This is a genomic window from Pseudonocardia humida (assembly GCF_023898865.1).
Taxonomy (GTDB): domain Bacteria; phylum Actinomycetota; class Actinomycetes; order Mycobacteriales; family Pseudonocardiaceae; genus Pseudonocardia; species Pseudonocardia humida.
Window position 1 is genome coordinate 36,937 of record NZ_JAGSOV010000073.1, and the last position, 17,498, is coordinate 54,434.

14 protein-coding genes are annotated in these 17,498 nt (G+C 76.0%); 12 read left to right on the forward strand and 2 right to left on the reverse strand.

Features of this window, described 5'->3' with window-relative positions; translation table 11 throughout:
* The first annotated feature begins 1 nt into the window (after nucleotide 1).
* The 7 genes from KDL28_RS33390 (at nucleotide 2) to KDL28_RS33420 (ending at nucleotide 6,421) form a co-directional block, all read left to right on the forward strand.
* Nucleotides 2-943: a carbamate kinase gene (locus tag KDL28_RS33390; RefSeq protein ID WP_252445047.1), complete on the forward strand. Its 942-nt coding sequence runs from the start codon at nucleotides 2-4 to the stop codon at nucleotides 941-943.
* Nucleotides 940-1,290, forward strand: a complete 351-nt coding sequence (locus KDL28_RS33395; protein WP_252445049.1) for a hypothetical protein — start codon at nucleotides 940-942, stop codon at nucleotides 1,288-1,290. The genes KDL28_RS33390 and KDL28_RS33395 overlap by 4 nt, the downstream gene beginning before the upstream one ends.
* Complete coding sequence (locus KDL28_RS33400) at nucleotides 1,274-2,788, forward strand: MFS transporter (RefSeq protein WP_252445051.1); 1,515 nt, start codon at nucleotides 1,274-1,276, stop codon at nucleotides 2,786-2,788. Before KDL28_RS33395 ends, KDL28_RS33400 begins: the two co-directional genes overlap by 17 nt.
* Nucleotides 2,785-3,696: a patatin-like phospholipase family protein gene (locus KDL28_RS33405; RefSeq protein ID WP_252445053.1), complete on the forward strand. Its 912-nt coding sequence runs from the start codon at nucleotides 2,785-2,787 to the stop codon at nucleotides 3,694-3,696. The genes KDL28_RS33400 and KDL28_RS33405 overlap by 4 nt, the downstream gene beginning before the upstream one ends.
* Before the next feature lie 71 nt (nucleotides 3,697-3,767).
* Nucleotides 3,768-4,991: a macrolide family glycosyltransferase gene (locus tag KDL28_RS33410; RefSeq protein WP_252445055.1), complete on the forward strand. Its 1,224-nt coding sequence runs from the start codon at nucleotides 3,768-3,770 to the stop codon at nucleotides 4,989-4,991.
* A gap of 3 nt (nucleotides 4,992-4,994) precedes the next feature.
* Nucleotides 4,995-5,486 carry a hypothetical protein gene (locus tag KDL28_RS33415; RefSeq protein WP_252445057.1) on the forward strand — a complete coding sequence of 164 codons (492 nt, stop codon included), beginning with the start codon at nucleotides 4,995-4,997 and terminating at the stop codon, nucleotides 5,484-5,486.
* A complete protein-coding gene (locus KDL28_RS33420; RefSeq protein WP_252445059.1) occupies nucleotides 5,483-6,421 on the forward strand; it encodes a hypothetical protein in 939 nt (312 codons plus the stop codon). The genes KDL28_RS33415 and KDL28_RS33420 overlap by 4 nt, the downstream gene beginning before the upstream one ends.
* Before the next feature lie 21 nt (nucleotides 6,422-6,442).
* On the opposite strand, the gene KDL28_RS33425 is transcribed toward KDL28_RS33420, so the two are convergent.
* Nucleotides 6,443-9,214 carry a helix-turn-helix transcriptional regulator gene (locus tag KDL28_RS33425; protein WP_252445131.1) on the reverse strand — a complete coding sequence of 924 codons (2,772 nt, stop codon included), beginning with the start codon at nucleotides 9,212-9,214 and terminating at the stop codon, nucleotides 6,443-6,445.
* A 258-nt stretch (nucleotides 9,215-9,472) separates the two neighbouring features.
* Between KDL28_RS33425 and KDL28_RS33430 the strand changes: the two genes are divergently transcribed.
* The 3 genes from KDL28_RS33430 to KDL28_RS33440 all read left to right on the forward strand — a co-directional run bounded on the left by KDL28_RS33430 (nucleotide 9,473) and on the right by KDL28_RS33440 (nucleotide 11,946).
* On the forward strand, nucleotides 9,473-10,423 hold the full coding sequence (locus KDL28_RS33430; protein WP_252445061.1) for an alpha/beta hydrolase: 951 nt from the start codon (nucleotides 9,473-9,475) through the stop codon (nucleotides 10,421-10,423).
* Nucleotides 10,424-10,466: 43 nt separating this feature from the next.
* Nucleotides 10,467-11,198 carry an alpha/beta fold hydrolase gene (locus KDL28_RS33435; protein ID WP_252445063.1) on the forward strand — a complete coding sequence of 244 codons (732 nt, stop codon included), beginning with the start codon at nucleotides 10,467-10,469 and terminating at the stop codon, nucleotides 11,196-11,198.
* A gap of 202 nt (nucleotides 11,199-11,400) precedes the next feature.
* Nucleotides 11,401-11,946, forward strand: coding sequence for a YceI family protein (locus KDL28_RS33440; protein ID WP_252445065.1), 546 nt, complete (start codon nucleotides 11,401-11,403; stop codon nucleotides 11,944-11,946).
* A 55-nt stretch (nucleotides 11,947-12,001) separates the two neighbouring features.
* Here KDL28_RS33440 and KDL28_RS33445 read toward each other — a convergent pair whose 3' ends face one another.
* Nucleotides 12,002-12,607 carry an RbsD/FucU domain-containing protein gene (locus KDL28_RS33445; protein ID WP_252445067.1) on the reverse strand — a complete coding sequence of 202 codons (606 nt, stop codon included), beginning with the start codon at nucleotides 12,605-12,607 and terminating at the stop codon, nucleotides 12,002-12,004.
* A gap of 162 nt (nucleotides 12,608-12,769) precedes the next feature.
* Between KDL28_RS33445 and KDL28_RS33450 the strand changes: the two genes are divergently transcribed.
* Nucleotides 12,770-14,500: an L-aspartate oxidase gene (locus KDL28_RS33450; RefSeq protein WP_252445069.1), complete on the forward strand. Its 1,731-nt coding sequence runs from the start codon at nucleotides 12,770-12,772 to the stop codon at nucleotides 14,498-14,500.
* Nucleotides 14,501-14,646: 146 nt separating this feature from the next.
* The gene (locus KDL28_RS33455) at nucleotides 14,647-17,412 is read left to right on the forward strand and encodes a cation-translocating P-type ATPase (protein ID WP_252445071.1); all 2,766 of its coding nucleotides are present in this window, start codon (nucleotides 14,647-14,649) and stop codon (nucleotides 17,410-17,412) included.
* The last annotated feature ends 86 nt before the right edge of the window (nucleotides 17,413-17,498 follow it).

Consider the following 17,498-nt stretch of genomic DNA (forward strand, 5'->3'; position numbering starts at 1 on the left):
CGTGCTGATCGTCGTCGCACTGGGCGGCAACGCCCTGCTGAACCGGGGCGAGCGCCCCGACGCGCAGGTGCAGCGCGCGCACGTCCGCACCGCCGCCCGCGCGCTCGCCCCGCTCGCCGCCGCGCACGCGCTGGTGCTGTGCCACGGCAACGGGCCGCAGATCGGGGTGCTCGCCGTCGAGAGCGAGAACGACCCCGCGCTCACCCACCCGTTCCCGCTGGACGCGCTCGGCGCCCAGACCCAGGGGATGATCGGGTACTGGCTGGCCCAGGAGCTGGCGAACGCCGGGGTGTCCCGGCCGGTCGTCGCGATCGTCACCCAGACCGTGATCGACGCCGACGACCCGGCGTTCTCGACGCCCACGAAGTTCGTCGGCCAGGGCTATCCCGAGCCGGAGGCCCGGCGGCTGGCCCGGGAGCACGGCTGGACCATCGCCCCGGACGGCACGGCCTGGCGCCGCGTCGTCGCCTCCCCTGCGCCGCGCGGGGTCGTCGAGCTGCCCACGATCGAACGGCTGGTGGGGACGGGCACCACGGTGATCTGCGGTGGCGGTGGCGGGGTACCGGTCGTCGCCGGGGAGCGCGCGCGCACCGAGGGCGCGCAGGCCGTCGTGGACAAGGACCTCACCGCCGCGCTGCTGGCCGTCGAGCTGGGCGCCGACCGCCTGGTCGTGCTCACCGACGTCGACGCGGTCAAGCGCGACTTCGGCACCCCACGGGAACGACCGCTGTCCGTCGTGCGGGTCAGCGAGCTGGGGGCCATGCGGTTCCCGGCCGGCTCGATGGCCCCCAAGGTCGAGGCCTGCGTCCGGTTCGTCACCGCGACCGGCCGCCCGGCGGCGGTCGGGGCGCTGCGGGACGCGTCCGCGGTGCTCGCCGGCACGGCCGGGACCACGATCCTCGCGGCCGTCGAGGCCCCCGCCCCTGTGGAGGCGGCGCGATGACCGCGACGAACCACCACGACGACCGCCGCGGAGGAACCATGGAACAGCTCGTCCCCGACCACCCGGTGACCGACACGACGTCGTCGTGGAGCGTCCACGGCGACCCCGCCCTGCTCGTGGAGGCCGCGCAGCGGCTGCGGCTCGGGATCGAGATGGGGGTGTACCGCTCCCACCCGCCCGGCGAGTACGCCATGTTCGGCCTGGCCCGGCTGCTCGACGCCGTCGCGTTCTCCATGCACGTCGACGGCGCGGTGCACCACACGGTCGTCTCGGGGGCGACGGAGATCGCCCACCACGTGCTGAAGTACCTCCTTCCGACGGTCCGAAGCGATGCGCACCGCGCGTGACGGGCGCCCGGGAGCGACCGTCGACACCGGAGCACTGGCCTACGCCTCCGGCCCGGGCCGCTGGTTGGTCGTCGCGGCCGCACTGGGCTCGGGCGTCGCCTTCCTCGACGGATCGGTGGTCACCCTCGCGCTGCCCGCGATCGGGCGCGATCTCGGCGGTGGGTTCACCCTTGCGCAGTGGGTGGTGGACGGCTACCTGCTGACCCTCGGGGCGCTCCTGCTGCTGGGCGGGGCGCTGGGCGACCGCCTCGGGCGGCGCCGGGTCTTCCTCGCCGGCCTCGTGGTCTTCACCGCCGCGTCGCTGGCCTGCGGGCTCGCGCCGTCCGGGGCGGCGCTGGTCGTCGCCCGGCTCGTGCAGGGCGTCGGCGGGGCGCTGCTGGTGCCCGGGAGCCTCGCCCTGATCGACTCCTCGATCCGGCCGGCGGACCGCGGGCGCGCGATCGGCACCTGGGCCGGCCTGGCCGGCATCGCCTCGGCCACCGGGCCGTTCGTCGGCGGGTACCTGATCGACGTCCTGTCCTGGCGCTGGGTGTTCCTCCTCAACGTCCCGCTCGCGGCCGCGGCCGCGCTGCTCACCCTGCGGCACGCGCCGGAGAGCCGGGACCGCCGCCCCGGCCGCCTCGACGTCGCCGGGTCGGTCGCGGTGACCGTCGGGCTCGCGGGCACGATCTTCGCCCTGATCGAGGTCCCGGCCCGCGGCTGGGACCCGGTCTCGGTGCTCGCCGCGGCCGCCGGGCTGATCGGCGTGGTGGCGTTCCCGGTGGTGGAGCGGCGGCGGAGCACGCCGCTGGTCCCGCCGGGGCTGTTCGGGTCCGCCCAGTTCGTCGGGGCCAACCTGGTGACCCTGGCCGTCTACGCCGCGCTGGGCGGGGCGCTGTTCCTGCTCGCGCTGCACCTGCAGCAGACGCTGGGCTACCCGGCGCTGGCCGCCGGTGCGGCGACCCTGCCGATGACCGCGCTGCTCGTGACCCTGTCGGGGCGGGTCGGCGCGCTCGCGCAGCGGATCGGGCCGCGGTGGCCGATGACGGTGGGCCCCGTGCTCGCCGCGGTCGGTCTGGGCCTGCTGGGCTCCGTCCGACCGGGATCGGAGTACCTCACCGGGGTGCTGCCCGGTGTGACCGTGCTCGGCGCCGGGATCGCGCTCACCGCGGCCCCGTTGTCCTCCGCGGTGCTCGCCTCGGTCCCCGCCGGCCACGTCGGCGCGGCGTCGGGCGTCAACAACGCGGTCTCCCGCATCGCCGGGCTGCTCGCGGTGGCGGTGCTGCCGGTGGTCGCCGGGATCGACATGTCGGTCACCGGCGCGCCGCTCGGTCCCGGGTTCGGACCCGCCATGTGGATCTGCGCCGGGCTGTGCGCCGTCGGTGGCGCGGTCGCCGCCGCGACGGTCGGGCGGGGCGCCCGCGTCCACGTCCACCCCCTGCCCGCGGTCGACCACCCCTGCACGGGTCGCGAGGTCCTGGCCCCGTCGAACGGATCCGGAAGGAGCGTCGCCCGATGAGGGAGTACGGCAGGCGGGCGCTGCGCGGTCTGCCCCGGCCGGTCGCGGCGGTGGTGGGCGGCGGGGGCGTGCTCGGGGCGGCGCAGGTCGGGGTGGGCTACGCGCTGGAGCAGCACGGGTTCGCCCCGGACCTGATCGTCGGCACCTCGGTGGGCGCACTCAACGGGGCGATCGCGGCAGGCCATCCCGGCTCGGCCGCGCCCTGGCTGGACCACGTGTGGACCCGGGCGCGCCGCCGCGAGGTCTTCCCGCTCGACTTCCGGCCCTCGCGGACCAGCCTGTGCGCCGATCGCGGGCTGCGCCGGCTGATCGCCCGGGCCGGCCTGCCGTCGCGGATCGAGCAGCTGGCGGTCCCGTTCACCGCGGTGGCCATGGACCTGGACGCCGGCGCCGAGGTGCTGCTCGACCACGGGGACCTCGAGTCGGCGCTGCTGGCCAGCGCGGCCGTTCCCGGGGTCCTGCCCCCGGTGGTCCGCGGGGGCCGGACCCTCGTCGACGGCGGGGTGATCGCCTACGTCCCGGTGCGGGCGGCCCGGCAGGCCGGGGCGGCCAGCGTGGTGGTGCTGTCGACCGGGCCGCAGAGCCGGCCGCCGTTCCCGACCGTCCCGCGCCCGCGGGCCGGGGCGATCGCCGCCCGGGCCGCGCTGCTGATGCTGCACCGGCAGGTCGAGCGCGACCTGCACGAGGTGGCCGCGCACATCCCGACCGTCGTGGTGCCGACGGGCATCGAGGCATGGCCCGCCCCCTGGGACTTCGGCCACTCCGAGCGGCTGATCGGCGTCGCGTCCCGCACCGCGGGGCGCTTCCTCGACCGGCTGCACGTCCGCGGGCCCGGCCTGTACCGGGCCGATGATCCGCCACAGCGCCGGTGCGACGCGCCGGCCCAGCGCAGGGAGGTCGGGCAGTGAGCAAGCCTGCGAGCGAACCATCGGCACAGCCGCCCGTGCGAAGCGCCGACCGAGCGCAGCGAGCGAGTGCGATGAGCACCATCGCGTTCCTCAACATCGGCATGCACGGGCACGTCAACCCGACGTTGCCGGTGGTGGCCGAGCTCGTCCGGCGCGGCCACCGCGTCAGCTACCACACCTCGCCCGCGTTCGCCGAGCAGATCGCGGCCACCGGCGCGACCGTGCACCTCTACCCCGGGGGCGACGCGCCGATCGTCGACGAGCCGACCCCGGTCGCGATGGTGGAGGGGCTCACCCGCACCGCGGTCCGCGTGCTGCCCGCCGTGCTGAGCGACCTGCGGCGCGTCCGGCCGGACCTGGTCGTGCACGGCTCGGCCTGCCCGTGGGGCGCCGTCGCCGCCCGCGAGCTCGCGGTGCCGGCGGCGTCGTCGTTCACCACGTTCGCGTTCAACCGGCACGTCCCCAGCCCCACCCGCGGTTCGTGGGCGCTGCTGGCCGCCGCGGCGGCCCGGCCCCGGTCGGTCCGGCGCTACCTGCGGTCGCGCTGGACGCTGCACCGCCGCTTCGACGCCCGGGGGCTGGCGCCGCTCGACCTGGTCGACATCCGCCAGCCGCTCAACCTGGTCTACACCTCGCGGGCGTTCCACCCCGCCGCCGACACCTTCGACCGGTCCTACGCGTTCGTCGGCCCGAGCCTGGGATCCCGTCCGCCCGACCCGTCGTTCCCGGTCGACCGGCTGCGGGACCCGGTGCTGTACGCCTCGCTGGGCACGGTGTTCGACGCCGGCCCACGGCAGTTGCGCGACCTCGCCGCCGCGCTCGCCCCGCTGGGCGCCACCGTGGTCGTCGCCACCGGGCGCACCGATCCCGCGGCGCTGGGTCCGCTGCCGGCCCACGTGCTCGCCCTCCGTTCGGTCCCGCAACCGGAGGTGCTGGACCGCGCCGCGCTGTTCGTCACCCACGGCGGGGTGAACGGCGTCAACGAGGCCCTGTACGCCGGGGTCCCGATGGTGGTGCTGCCGCAGGGCGGTGACCAGCCGATGGTGGCCCGCCGCGTCGTGGAGCTCGGTGCCGGCCTGTCGATCCGTCCCCGGGACGCGGGCGTGGGCCCCGTACGCGCACTGGCCCGGCGCCTGCTCGACGACACCCGCTTCCGGGCCGCCGCGGCCGCCCTGCGGGTCGCCCAGCGCGAGGCGGGCGGCTACCGGCGCGCCGCCGACGAGCTCGAGCGCTACCTGCGCCCGGCCGGCGCCGTCCGCCGACCGGTCCACGCCGATCCGCCACGGCTGGGCTGAGCGGTGTCTCCCACCGTCGTCGTCCTGCTGCTGCTCGCCGGGCTGTCCGAGGCCGTCGGGCGCCTCCTGCCCCTGGTGGCGCGCCGGTCCGGGGCCTCGCCGTCGACCACGGTCGGGCTGCTGCTGACCGGTGCACTGGTCGAGGGCACCGTGTTCGCGCTCTGGCCGCTCACCGCGTGGACCCTCGCCGAGCTGGTGCCGCCCGCCGCGCCACCCGCCGGCGCCGCGCCGACCTGGACACCGGGCCTGCTCGCCCCGCTGCTGCTCGCGGCGGTCCTCGCGTTCCCGGTGCTCGGGCCCCTGCTGCACCTGCTGCTCCTGGTGGGGGTCGGGGCCGGTCTCGCCGGCCCGCTCGCCGCCGCCACCGGGCTGGGCTGGGCGGCGGCCGCCGGGTGCGTGGCCGTCGCCGGGATCGGGCTCGGCCTCGCCGTCGAGGCCGTCCGGCGTCTGGTCGCCAGGATCGGGGTCGACCGGGCGGCGGAGCCGGTCCCATGACCGAGCTGCTGGTCGTGCTGCTGGTCGGCGGGGTGGGGCCGGTCCTGCTCGCCGAGGCCCTGCTCGCCCGCTACGAGGTGCTCGTCTACGCCGCCGGCTGGCGGGCCCCGGGCACCGAGCTCCCGGAGGGCGTGCCCTACGCCCTGGGTGCTCCGCCCGACCGACCCCCGGACGCCTACCTCGTCTACCTCGACGGCATCGGCAAGCGCCGCTTCCGCGACAGCCGCGACGGCGGCCGGCTGGTCCGGGCGCTGGTCGCCGGAGCGCCGGAGCTGCGGGTGCTGGGGCAGGTGCTGCCCTACTCCCCGCTGGCCGACCCGCTGGCCGACCGGCGGGTGTGGGCGTGGCTGCGCCGCCACGTCGGGCTGCTGCTGTTCCTGCACAACGCCATGCAGACCTTCGTCGCCGCCGACCGCCGGTACCGCCCCCTCTACAACCGCGCCGTCGGCACCCAGGTCGTCGCCCAGCTCCGGCTCGCGGGCTACCGGCCCGGCAGCGGCATCCCGGTGGTGCTGCTCAGCTACAGCGGCGGCACCCAGGTCGCCACCGGTGCGGTCGACGAGCTGCACGCCCGGCTGGGCGCCCCGCTCGTGCTGATCAACCTCGGCGGGTTCCACAACGGCGCCAACGACCTCACCCACGCCGCCCACGTCCACCGGCTCACCAGCGCCTGCGACCGGATCGAGCGGGTCGGCGCCTGGATCTTCCCGCAGCGCTGGCCGCTGCTTCGGGGCAGCGCGTGGAACCGGGTCGATCGGGCCGGGAAGGTCACGGTGCACCGGCTCGACCCGGCCACCCACGTCGGGCCGCGCAGCTACATCAGCCCCCTGGCCCGGCTGCCCGACGGCCGCACCCACCTCGACCGCACCGCCGACACCGTGATCGCGCTCGTCCGGGCCCGCACCGGCGCCGGTGCGTCGCGCGACGACCCGTAGCCGCGGGCGCGCCAGGGCGCGTCAGGTGCCGGTCAGCGCTCCGCGGAGCTTGCCGCGCGAATCGACGGCGAGCTTGGTGAAGATCTTGTGCAGGTGCCACTCGACCGTGCGCGGGCTGATGAACAGCTCGGCGCCGATCTCGGGGTTGGTCTTCCCATCGCCGGCCAGCCGGGCGATCTGCGCCTCCTGCGCGGTGAGGACCCCCCGCGCCGCGACCGCACCCCGGCTCACCGTCGCGCCGGTGGCCACAAGCTCCCGACGGGCGCGCTCGGCGAACGCCTCGGCGCCGAAGCCGCGCAGCATCTCGTGGGCGACGCGGAGCTGCTCGCGCGCGTCGCCGCGCCGGTCCTCCCGCCGCAGCCACTCGCCGTACACCAGGTGGGTGCGGGCGAGGTGGACGGCGACGCGGCAGCGCTCGAGCCGCTCGACGGCCTCGCGGTACAGCGCGTCGGCCGCCTCGCCGTCGGCGAGCAGCGCGCGGGACACGGCCAGCACGCCGAGGGCCCAGTCCGTGCCGCTGGCGACGGCGCGTTCCTCGAGCAGCCGCAGGGCCGCCGCGGCGGCCTCGGGCGCCCCGGCCCGCGCACCGGCCTCGACGAGCTCGACGAGGGCGAACCCGAAGACCCCCAGATCCTCGTGCTCGCAGGCCCGTTGCGCACCGGCCAGTGCGTCCTCGTAGCGGCCCAGCCCGTTGCACAGCACCGCGACCAGGTAGTCGCCCAGGCCGACGGCCCGCCCCTCGCCCCAACCGCTCGCCTCCCGGGCCTGGGCCTGGATCAGCGCCACCGCCTCCGCGTCGCCCCGCCACGCGGCGAGCAGCAGCGGGGCGTACCCCAGCGGCGCGTTGCCGGTCAGCCTCGTGATCGCCGCCGACTCCTCGATCAGCGTCGAGGCGATGTCGAACTCACCCGCGTGCACGTGCACGGCAGCCCGGTAGCTCAGGGCCAGGGGCAGGAAGTTGAGCGCGCCGGCCTCCCGAGCCCGGTGGACCGCGTGCGCGGCCAGCTCGTGCCAGGTCCGGTCGTCCCACAGGTCGCCGGCGACCAGCCAGGTCAACCAGAGCCAGCGCATCACGTCGTCCTGGTTGCGCTCGGCGTCGCGCCGAAACCCCCGCAGAGCGCGCTCCAACGGCGCCGCACCCGCGACGTAACCGTCGGTGTACCGGATCGCCAGGCCGTCCAGGAGCGCGTCCGCGAGCCGCGGGGGTCGCGGTCCCGGCGGGGCGGCGCGGGCGGCCTCGGCGACCTCCCGCACCCCGCTGCGTCCGCTCAGGCGCCCGGCGAAGACCGCTGCCCCGATCGCTTCCAGGTACGCCTCGCGCGCCTGACCCCCGTCGAGCCGTTCCAGCTGGTGGGCCGCGTCGAGCAGCAGCGGCAGCGCGTCACCCCCGCGCCGGCGGGCGAAGACGATCTGGGCGCGGATCCGGGCCAGCCACCCCCGCCGGAGCTCGTCCAGCGGGGCGATCTCCGCGGCGGCGAGCAGGTCGAGCGCCGCATCGGGGGCGCCGGCCTCGAAGGCGGCGCGGGCCGCGGCCACCGCCCGCGCTCCGCGTCCGGCCGGATCCGGCGTCAGCTCGGTCGCCCGCCGCAGGAACGCCGCCGCGGCGGCCACGCCGCCGCGGGCCTGGGCCCGGTCGGCCGACCGCTCCAGCTCGGCGGCCACCGCCTCGTCCGGTTCCACCGCCGCGTGGGCGCGGTGCCAGGCCCGGCGATCCGGGTCCGATCCGGGGTCGGTGGCCTCGGCCAGCGCGCGGTGCACCTCCTGGCGGTCCTGCGGGTGCGCGGCGCGGTAGGCGGCCGAACGCACCAGGGGGTGGTGGAACCGCACGCGCGCACCGAGCTCGATCAGCCCCACCGCCTCGGCCGCCACGACCGCACCGATCTCGATCCCGAGCCGCTCGGCCACCCGCCTGAGCAGCGGGACGTCCCCGACCGGTTCGGCCGCCGCCACGAGCAGCAGCCGTCGCGTCGAGGCCGGCAGGGTCCCGATGCGGCGCAGGAAGCTCTGCTCGATCCGACCGGCCAGCGGCCGCGCGTCGGGCCGGACGAACCCGCCGGCCAGCTCGGCCGCGGTCCGCCCCCGCGGCAGCTCCAGCAGGGCCAGCGGATTGCCGCGGGTCTCGGCGACGATCCGGTCGCGCACCCGCTCGTCGAGCCGGCCGGGGACCGCCGACTCCAGCAGCGCGCGGGCGTCCTCGTCGCGCAGACCGGTGATCACCAGCTCCGGCAACCCGACCAGCTGGTCCTCGTCCGGTCCGGGCGACAGGTCCGGGATCGGTCCGCGCACGGCGATCACCAGTGCCAGCCGCTCCGCCAGCAGCCTGCGCCCGACGAAGGCCAGCGTCTGCGCCGAGACCCGGTCCAGCCACTGGGCGTCGTCGACCACGCAGACCAGCGGCTGCTCCTCCGCCGCGTCGGCCAGCAGGCTGAGCACCGCCAACCCGACCAGGAAGCGGTCCGGTGGGTTCCCCGCGCTCAGCCCGAACGCGACGCACAGCGCGTCCCGCTGCGGCCCGGGGAGGTTGTCCAGGTGCCCCAGCAGCGGCGCGCACAGCTGGTGCAGCCCGGCGAAGGCCATCTCCATCTCGGACTCGACGCCAACCGCCCGCGCGACCCGGCACCCGGCCGCGCGCCCCAGCAGGTACTCCACCAGCGCGGACTTGCCCACCCCCGCCTCGCCGCGCAGGACCAGCACGCGGCTGCGGCCCTCCCGGGCGTCGGCGGTCAGCCGGTCCAGCGCCGCGCACTCGCTGCGCCGGCCGAGCAACCCGCGCCGAGGACCACCGTCCGACATCACCACCCCCCGCTGATGCCCGATACCCGGCCCGGCCCTGCGGACCGGACAGATCATCGCACCGCGCACCGGACGGACGACACGAAATGCCGCGGGCAGTCACGGCGGTCACGTCGGAGGTAGCCACGTTCCCCGACGGTGTCACGCACCCGGGGGCTGCGCGGTCCTCCCTCGGACAGCGGCACGACGAACCGCGGAACCACGACCGGGCCCGACGCGATGTCCGGTCGTCGGAACCGGGAGACGAGGGAACCGATCATGGCCGAGCCCGTCCTGGAGCGCGACGCGCAGCAGATCGCCGACGCGACCTCCACCCCGCCGCTGCTCTACGAGCTCGGCGTCGAAGGCGCCCGGAAGGTCCTCGACGACATCCAGGCCGCGCCCGTCCCCGAGCTCGAGGTCGACGAGAAGTGGATCACGGTCCCGGCGGACGTCGGCGACGTGCGGGTCCGCGTCGTCACCCCGCCCGGCACGACCGGCGTGCTCCCCGCCGTCCTCTACATCCACGGCGGCGGCTGGATCCTCGGCAACGCCGGCACCCACGACCGGCTCGTGCGCGAGCTCGCCGTCGGCGCAGGCGCCGCCGTCGTGTTCGTCGAGTACGACCGCTCGCCCGAGGCCCGCTACCCCGTCGCGATCGAGCAGGCCTACGCGACCGCTCGGTGGATCACCCGGGACGGTCTCGCCGAGGGCCTCGACGCCTCCCGCCTCGCCGTCGCCGGGGACTCCGTCGGCGGCAACATGAGCGCCGCGGTGGCGCTGCTGGCCGCGCGGCGCGGCGAGGTCCGGTTCGTGCACCAGTCGCTGTACTACCCGGTCACCGACGCCGCGCAGGACACCGCCAGCTACCGCGAGTTCGCCGAGGGCCCCTACCTCACGGCCAAGGCCATGGCCTGGTTCTGGGACGCCTACCTCCCCGACCGCGACGCGCGCGGCGCCAGCACGGTGTCCCCGCTGCGGGCGAGCCTGGACGAGCTCTCCGGACTGCCCGAGACCTTCCTGGTCGTCGACGAGAACGACGTCCTGCGCGACGAGGGCGAGGCCTTCGCGCGCCGGCTCGTCGAGGCCGGGGTCCGGACCACCAGCGTGCGCTACAACGCCACGCTGCACGACTTCATGATGCTCAACCCGCTCCGCCGGACCGCCGCCACCACCGGCGCGGTCGAGCAGGCGGTCGACATCCTCCGCCGGGCCCTCGCGGCCGATTGAGCACGGCCATCCACCACCCGCACGCACCCGAGGAGACACGACCATGTCCACAGAGAAGCCCGCGATCGTGCTCGTGCACGGCGCCTTCGCCGAGTCCGCGAGCTGGAACCGGGTCATCGCGCGGCTGCGCGAGGAGTCGTTCGAGGTCACCGCCGTCGCCAACCCGCTGCGCTCCGTCTCCGGTGACGCGGCGTACGTCCGCGACGTCGTCGCCGCGATCGGCAGGCCGGTGGTGCTCGTCGGCCACTCCTACGCCGGCATCGTGATCACCGAGGCGGCGTCGGGCAACGACGCGGTCGTCGGTCTCACCTACGTCGGGGCCTTCGCGCCCGAGCACGGCGAGTCGGCCTTCGAGCTGTCCGGCAAGTTCCCGGGCAGCACCCTCGGCGATGCCCTCGTGGCCTACCCGCTCGCGGCGGGCGGCGTCGAGCTCGCCATCGCCAAGGACGCGTTCCACCAGCAGTTCGCCGCCGACGTCCCGGCCGCGGAGGCCGCCGTCATGGCCGCCACCCAGCGCCCCGTCACCCAGGCCGCGCTGACCGAGGGGCTGCCCACCACCGCACCGGCGTGGCGGACGATCCCGTCCTGGTTCGTGTTCGGCACCGACGACCGCAACATCCCGGCCACGCTGCAGCGCTTCATGGCCGAGCGGGCCGGCTCCCGGGGGACCCGCGAGATCGCCGGGGCCTCCCACGCGCCCACCGTCTCCCGCCCGGACCAGGTGAGCGCCACGATCCTCGACACCGTCGCCGGGGTGACCGAGCAGTACCGCTAGCGCAGCCCGGCCGGACCGCCGCCGATCCTCCCCCGCCACCGGTCGGCGGCGGCCCGGCCCACCGGCACCCGACACCGACGGGAGCGACCGAAACGACCGACACGACGACGCGGCCGGCACCGCGGGAGCACGCCGTGCCGCCACCGGCCCGACCGGGCGATCCGCCTGACCCGTCCCGCACCGACCACCCCAGGAGCACGAGATGACCGTCGAGGCCACCACCACCACCTTCCGCACCGGCACCTGGTCCATCGACCCGGTCCACTCCTCGGTGTCCTTCACCGCCCGCCACCTGGGCGTCGCCAAGGTGCGGGGCACCTTCGACGCGTTCGAGGGCACCGTCACGACGGCCGCGGACCCGCGGCGGTCCTCGGTCGTCGCCACCATCCGGACGGCCTCGGTCAACACCCGGAACAGCCAGCGCGACGGGCACCTGCGCAGCAGGGACTTCCTGGACGTGGCGGCGTACCCGACGATGGCCTTCCGCTCCACCGCGATCCGGCCGCGGGACGGGGAGACCGTGCTCGTCGACGGGGAGCTGACGCTGCGCGGTGTCACCCGGCCGGTGACGCTGGCGGTGGAGGTCGGCGGCTTCGCCGACGGCCCGAACGGGTCCACCGTGGCCGGCTTCTCGGCCACCACCGAGATCGACCGCACGGACTTCGGCGTCACCGGCGGCCCGGCCGGCGCCATCGTCAGCGACCGGATCAGGATCGCGCTGGAGATCGAGGCCACGCTGACCGCCTGATCGCCGGTGCCGCCCCGAGCGCCGCCGTCGCCCCCGTCGGGCGACGGCGGCGTCCTCATCGGCCGCGCCCACCGGGCGGGAGGAGGACGCTGTCCGGTGTCACGTCCAGCCCCTTCCGCACGATGAACGCCCCTCGCCGCCGCGCGTCCCCGGTGACGATCAGTGCGTAGCAGTTCTGCACCTGCGCGCGGAACTCGGGCTCCGCCACGGCGGTGATCGGGCAGGAGAACCCCAGCGCCTCGTCGACCTCGACCTGGACGGCGCGGCGGAGCCGGTGCCGCGGTCGCGATCCCCCGCGGCGGATCTGCCGGACCGGATGGGCCACGAAGGTGGTGTCGAGCTGCAGCCCCGACAGGACCGCGCGCATCGCCTGCGCGACATCGACCCCATCCATCCGCACGACCGTGCCGGCGACGTGCTCGTCGCCGTCCGCATCGGTGAAGTAGGACGGGTCGACGACGGCCACTTCGTCCCCGTGCCCCATCGCCCACAGAAGGAACAGGACGTCGGACGGCAGGCGAGGATCCGGGCTCTTGATCATTCGAGGGCTCCTGTTCTCCGTCGGCACGCGGCCGACGCCCGCACGGGCGGGCCGGGTGTCGCTCGCTTTGCGCAGGACAGGACGAGAACCGGTTCCGTGACACCGGGCACCGCCCGGCACGGCGTCACGTCCGGCCGCGCCGCGCTGTCCTCGTTCGTGGAGGGAGTCCGGTCGAGCGTCCCACCCGCCACCGGACACCTCCGTCCGCACGTGGAGCAGGAGAGGTCACATGGACGGCAGGCACGCCCCGGCGACCCGGGCCGACGAGCGGGAGCGGTGGCCATGAGCCCGGTCGAGCAGCGGCTCGCGACCTCGGTGCTGGTGATCGGCGCCGGTGGTTCCGGCCTGCGTGCGGCGATCCAGCTGGCCGAGCGCGGCACCGACGTCCTGCTGGTGGGCAAGCGCCCCGCCGCGGACGCGCACACCACCCTCGCCGCGGGCGGCATCAACGCCGCCCTCGCCACCATGGACCCCGCCGACACCTGGCAGCAGCACGCCGCGGACACGCTCACGGAGAGCTACTTCCTCGCGGACCCGCGGACCGTCCGGATCGTCGCCGAAGGCGCGGCCGCGGGCGTCGCCGACCTGGAACGGTGGGGCATGCCGTTCGCCCGCGAACCGGACGGACGCATCTCGCAGCGGTTCTTCGGGGCGCACACCTTCCGCCGCACCGCCTTCGCCGGCGACTACACGGGCCTGGAGATCCAGCGCACCCTGGTGAACCGGGCCAGGGCGCTGGAGGTGCCGATCATCGACACGATGTACGTGACCCGGATCCTGACCCGGGACGGGACCGTGTTCGGCGCCTACGGCTTCGACACCGGGGACGGCACGCGCTACCTGGTCCACGCCGACGCCGTGGTCCTGGCCGCGGGCGGGCACACCCGCATCTGGCGGCGGACCTCCTCGCGGCGCGACGAGAACACCGGCGACTCGTTCCGGCTCGCCCTCACCGCCGGCGCGCGCATCCGCGACCCCGAGCTGGTGCAGTTCCACCCGTCGGGGCTGATCGAGCCGGAGGACGCGGCCGGGACGCTCGTGTCGGAGGCCGCGCGCGGTGAGGGCGGGGTCCTGCGCAACCGCCTCGGCGAGCGGTTCATGCAGCGCTACGACCCGGCCAGGATGGAGCTCTCCACCCGCGACCGGGTCGCCCTCGCCGCCTACACCGAGATCAAGCAGGGCCGGGGCACCCCGCGCGGCGGCGTGTGGCTCGACGTCTCGCACCTGCCCCGGGACACGATCATGCAGCGGCTCCCCCGCGTCCACCGGACGCTGATGGAGCTGCAGATGCTCGACATCACCACCACGCCGATGGAGGTCGCCCCGACCGCGCACTACTCCATGGGCGGGGTCTGGGTACGGCCGCAGGACCACGGCACCGGGGTCGCGGGGCTCTACGCCGTCGGGGAGGCGGCCAGCGGGCTGCACGGCGCCAACCGGCTCGGCGGCAACTCGCTGATCGAGCTGCTGGTGTACGGCCGGATCGTGGGCGACGCCGCCGCCGACTACTCGGCGGACCTCGACGCGCAGCCGCGCGGCGCGGGCGCCGTCGCCGAGGCGCGCGACGAGGTGGACCGGGTGCTCGCCGCGGACGGGCCGGAGAACGTGCGGTCCCTGCAGCGGGCGGTCCGCGACACCATGACCGAGCACGCCGGCGTCGTGCGCGACGAGACCGGCCTGCGCACGGGCCTCGCCCGTCTCGACGACATCGAGGCCGCCGCCGCGGACGTCGGGGTCCATCCGGACCTGGCCGGCTTCCAGGACCTCGCCCACGCGTTCGACCTGCGGTCCGCCCTGGTCGCGGCCCGGGCGACGGTGGAGGCGGCGATCGAGCGGCGCGAGACCCGCGGCTGCCACAACCGCTCGGACTTCCCCGAGATGGACGAGGCACTGCGGGTCAACCTCGTCTGGTCCGGCCCCGGGCGGCTGGTCCGGGAGCCGGTGGCCCAGACGCCGGTGGAGATCGCGGCGCTCGTCCGGGAGATCTCCACGGTCGGCAAGCTCCTGGAGTGAGGCGCTGTCCGGGCTCGCACCGCGGCGGAAGGGCTGCCGGCGCCGGGTCGGGCAGCGCGCCGGTGTCACGGATCGGGTCCGCGTCCGGTCCTGGTCGAGGCGGGCGGGCGCGCCCGCCGCGGACCGGACGATCGAGGGATGGCGAGATGGCGATCTCAGAGCCGCACGCGCTCCGCCCCGCGGAGGACGAGCGGGGGACGACGACCGCCGCTTGGCACGCCTCGAGCAGCGAGGACGTCCTCGCCCGCCTGGCGAGCGACCCGCGGGGCCTGAGCGCGGCCGAGGCCGTGCGGCGGCTGGCCGAGCACGGTCCGAACCGGCTCACCCGGCAGCGGGGCCCCTCGGCGTGGGCGGTGCTGGCGCGGCAGGTGGCCAGCCCGCTCATCTACGCGCTGCTGATCGCCGCCGTCGTGGCGTTCGCCCTGGGGGACCTCGCCGACGGCGCCGTGGTGCTCGGTGTGGTGGTGCTCAACGCGCTGATCGGGTTCGTCCAGGAGTACCGCGCGGGTCGGGCGATCCAGGCACTGACCCTGCTGGTGTCGGAACCGGCGACGGTGCGGCGCGACGGGCGCTGGACGCGGGTCGACGCCGCGGTCCTCGTCCCCGGGGACGTCGTGTCGGTCGAGGCGAGTGCCCGGGTCGTCGCCGACCTGAGGATCCTGCGGGCCGACGGCCTGCGGGTGGACGAGTCCACGCTCACCGGCGAGTCGGTGCCGGTGGACAAGTCGCCCGCACCGGTCGGGCCGGCCGCGGAGCTCGCCGAACGGCGGTCGATGCTGCACGGGGGCAGTCTCGTGGCCGCGGGCTCGGCCGTCGCCGCGGTGGTCGAGACCGGCGACCGGACGGAGCTGGGCCGCATCTCCGGGCTGCTGGGCGGTATCGAGAAGATCCGGACGCCGCTGACCCTGGGCATCGCCCGGCTGGGCTCGGTGGTCACCAGGGTCGTCGCGGTGGTGGCGGTGGTCCTGCTGGGGGTCGCGCTGCTGCGGGGGTTCCCCCTCGCCGACGCCGCCCTGGCCGCGATCACCCTCGCCGTCGCCGCGATCCCGGAGGGCCTGCCGGCGATCGTCACGATCGCGCTGGCGGTCGGCGTGCAGCGGATGGCCCGGCGGCGGGCGGTGGTCCGGGAGCTGCCCGCCGTCGAGACCCTGGGGTCCACCTCCGTGATCTGCACGGACAAGACCGGGACGCTGACCCGCAACGAGATGGTGCTCCGCCGGGCCTGGACGCCGCGGGGCGACGAGGCGGAGTTCGAGGGCGTCGGGTACGAGGCCGCCGGGCGGGTGGTGGTCGGGGGCCGCCCACCGACCCCCGCGGGCCGGGTCCGCGGTCCGCTGCGGGAGCTGCTGGTGGGCGCGGCTCTGGCGAACGAGGCGCGGCTGGACGACGCCGGCGAGCGGCGGGCCGTGCTGGGCGACCCGACCGACGGTGCGTTGCTGGTCGCGGCGGAACGGGGTGGCGTGGACCTCGCCGAGCTGTTCCGGGGGCACCCGCCGCGCGCTGTGCTGCCGTTCGACTCGGAGCGCCGCTACATGGCCAGCTCCCCCGAGCCGGGCACCGGGTGCACGCGTCGCGTCACCTACGTCAAGGGAGCCCCGGAAGTCCTGCTCGCGCGCGTGGACCCGACCGACGCCGAGAGCGCCGGCGCGGTGCTCGACGCCTACGCCGCCGACGGCCTGCGGGTCCTCGCGGTGTGCCGCCGCGACGACGACGGGAGCAGCGGCGCGGCCCTCGACGCCGCGGTCCTCGACGGCGGCCGGCTCGAGCTGCTCGGCCTGGTGGCGTTGATCGACCCGCTGCGGCCGCGGGTGGTGGACGCCGTGCGGGCGTGCCGGGGCGCAGGCATCGACGTCAAGATGATCACGGGTGACCACGCCGCCACCGCGGCGGCGATCGGCCGCGAGCTGGGCATCACCGGGCGGCAGCCGCCGATGACGGGCGCCGAGATCGCGGAGCTCTCCGCGGACGACCTGCGGGCCCGGGCCCGCGCCACCGGTGTCTTCGCCCGGGTGGCCCCGGAGCACAAGCTGAAGCTCGTGCGGGCGCTGCAGGCCGGGGGCGCGGTGACGGCGATGACCGGTGACGGGGTCAACGACGCCCCGGCCCTGCGCCAGGCCGACATCGGCGTGGCGATGGGGCGCGCCGGCACGGCGGCGGCCAAGGAGGCCGCCGACATCGTCCTCGGAGACGACGACTTCGCGACGATCCGCGCGGCCGTCGAGGAAGGGCGCCGGGTCTACGACAACCTGGTCAAGGCGCTGGCGTTCGCGCTGCCGACCAACGTCGGCGAGGCGCTGATCGTCCTGGTGGCGGTGCTGGCGTTCCCGGTGGTCGGGGGGACGCCGGTGCTGCCGATCGAGCCCGTGCAGATCCTCTGGATCAACCTGGTGGCCACGGTGTCGCTGGCCCTGCCGATCGCCTTCGAGGCCCAGGAGCCCGACTCGATGCGCAGGCCGCCCCGCGATCCGCAGGAGCGGCTGCTCTCGCGCTTCGTCGTCGTCCGCACGCTCTACGTCGGCGTGCTCATGACGGCGGTCGCGATCTCGCTGTTCCTCGCCGTCGCTGCGCTGACCGGGACCGCGGCGCACGCGGCACCGATCGCGCAGGCCCAGACGCTCGCCGTCACCTCGGTGGCCTTCTTCCAGATCTTCTACCTGCTGATGTGCCGGACGCTGACCGCACCGGTGCGCAGCATCGGCTGGACCTCGAACCGGTACGTCTTCGCCGGCATCGCGGTGCTGCTGGTGCTCCAGGCCGCGGTCGTGCACCTGCCGGTCCTGCAGGCCGTGTTCCGCACCGCTGACCTGACCGTCGGGCAGTGGGCACTGGCCGCGACGGCGGGCGCGGTGGTGGTCCCGGTGGTCGCGGTGGAGAAGTGGTGGCGGCGGCGGAGGACCGCCGTGGCGGCGTGACGTTCGGACGCAGACGACCCGCCGATCGACCCACGAGAGATCGCCACGGTCGCCGTCGGCCGCAGCAGCGTTGCCAGGGTCGTGAG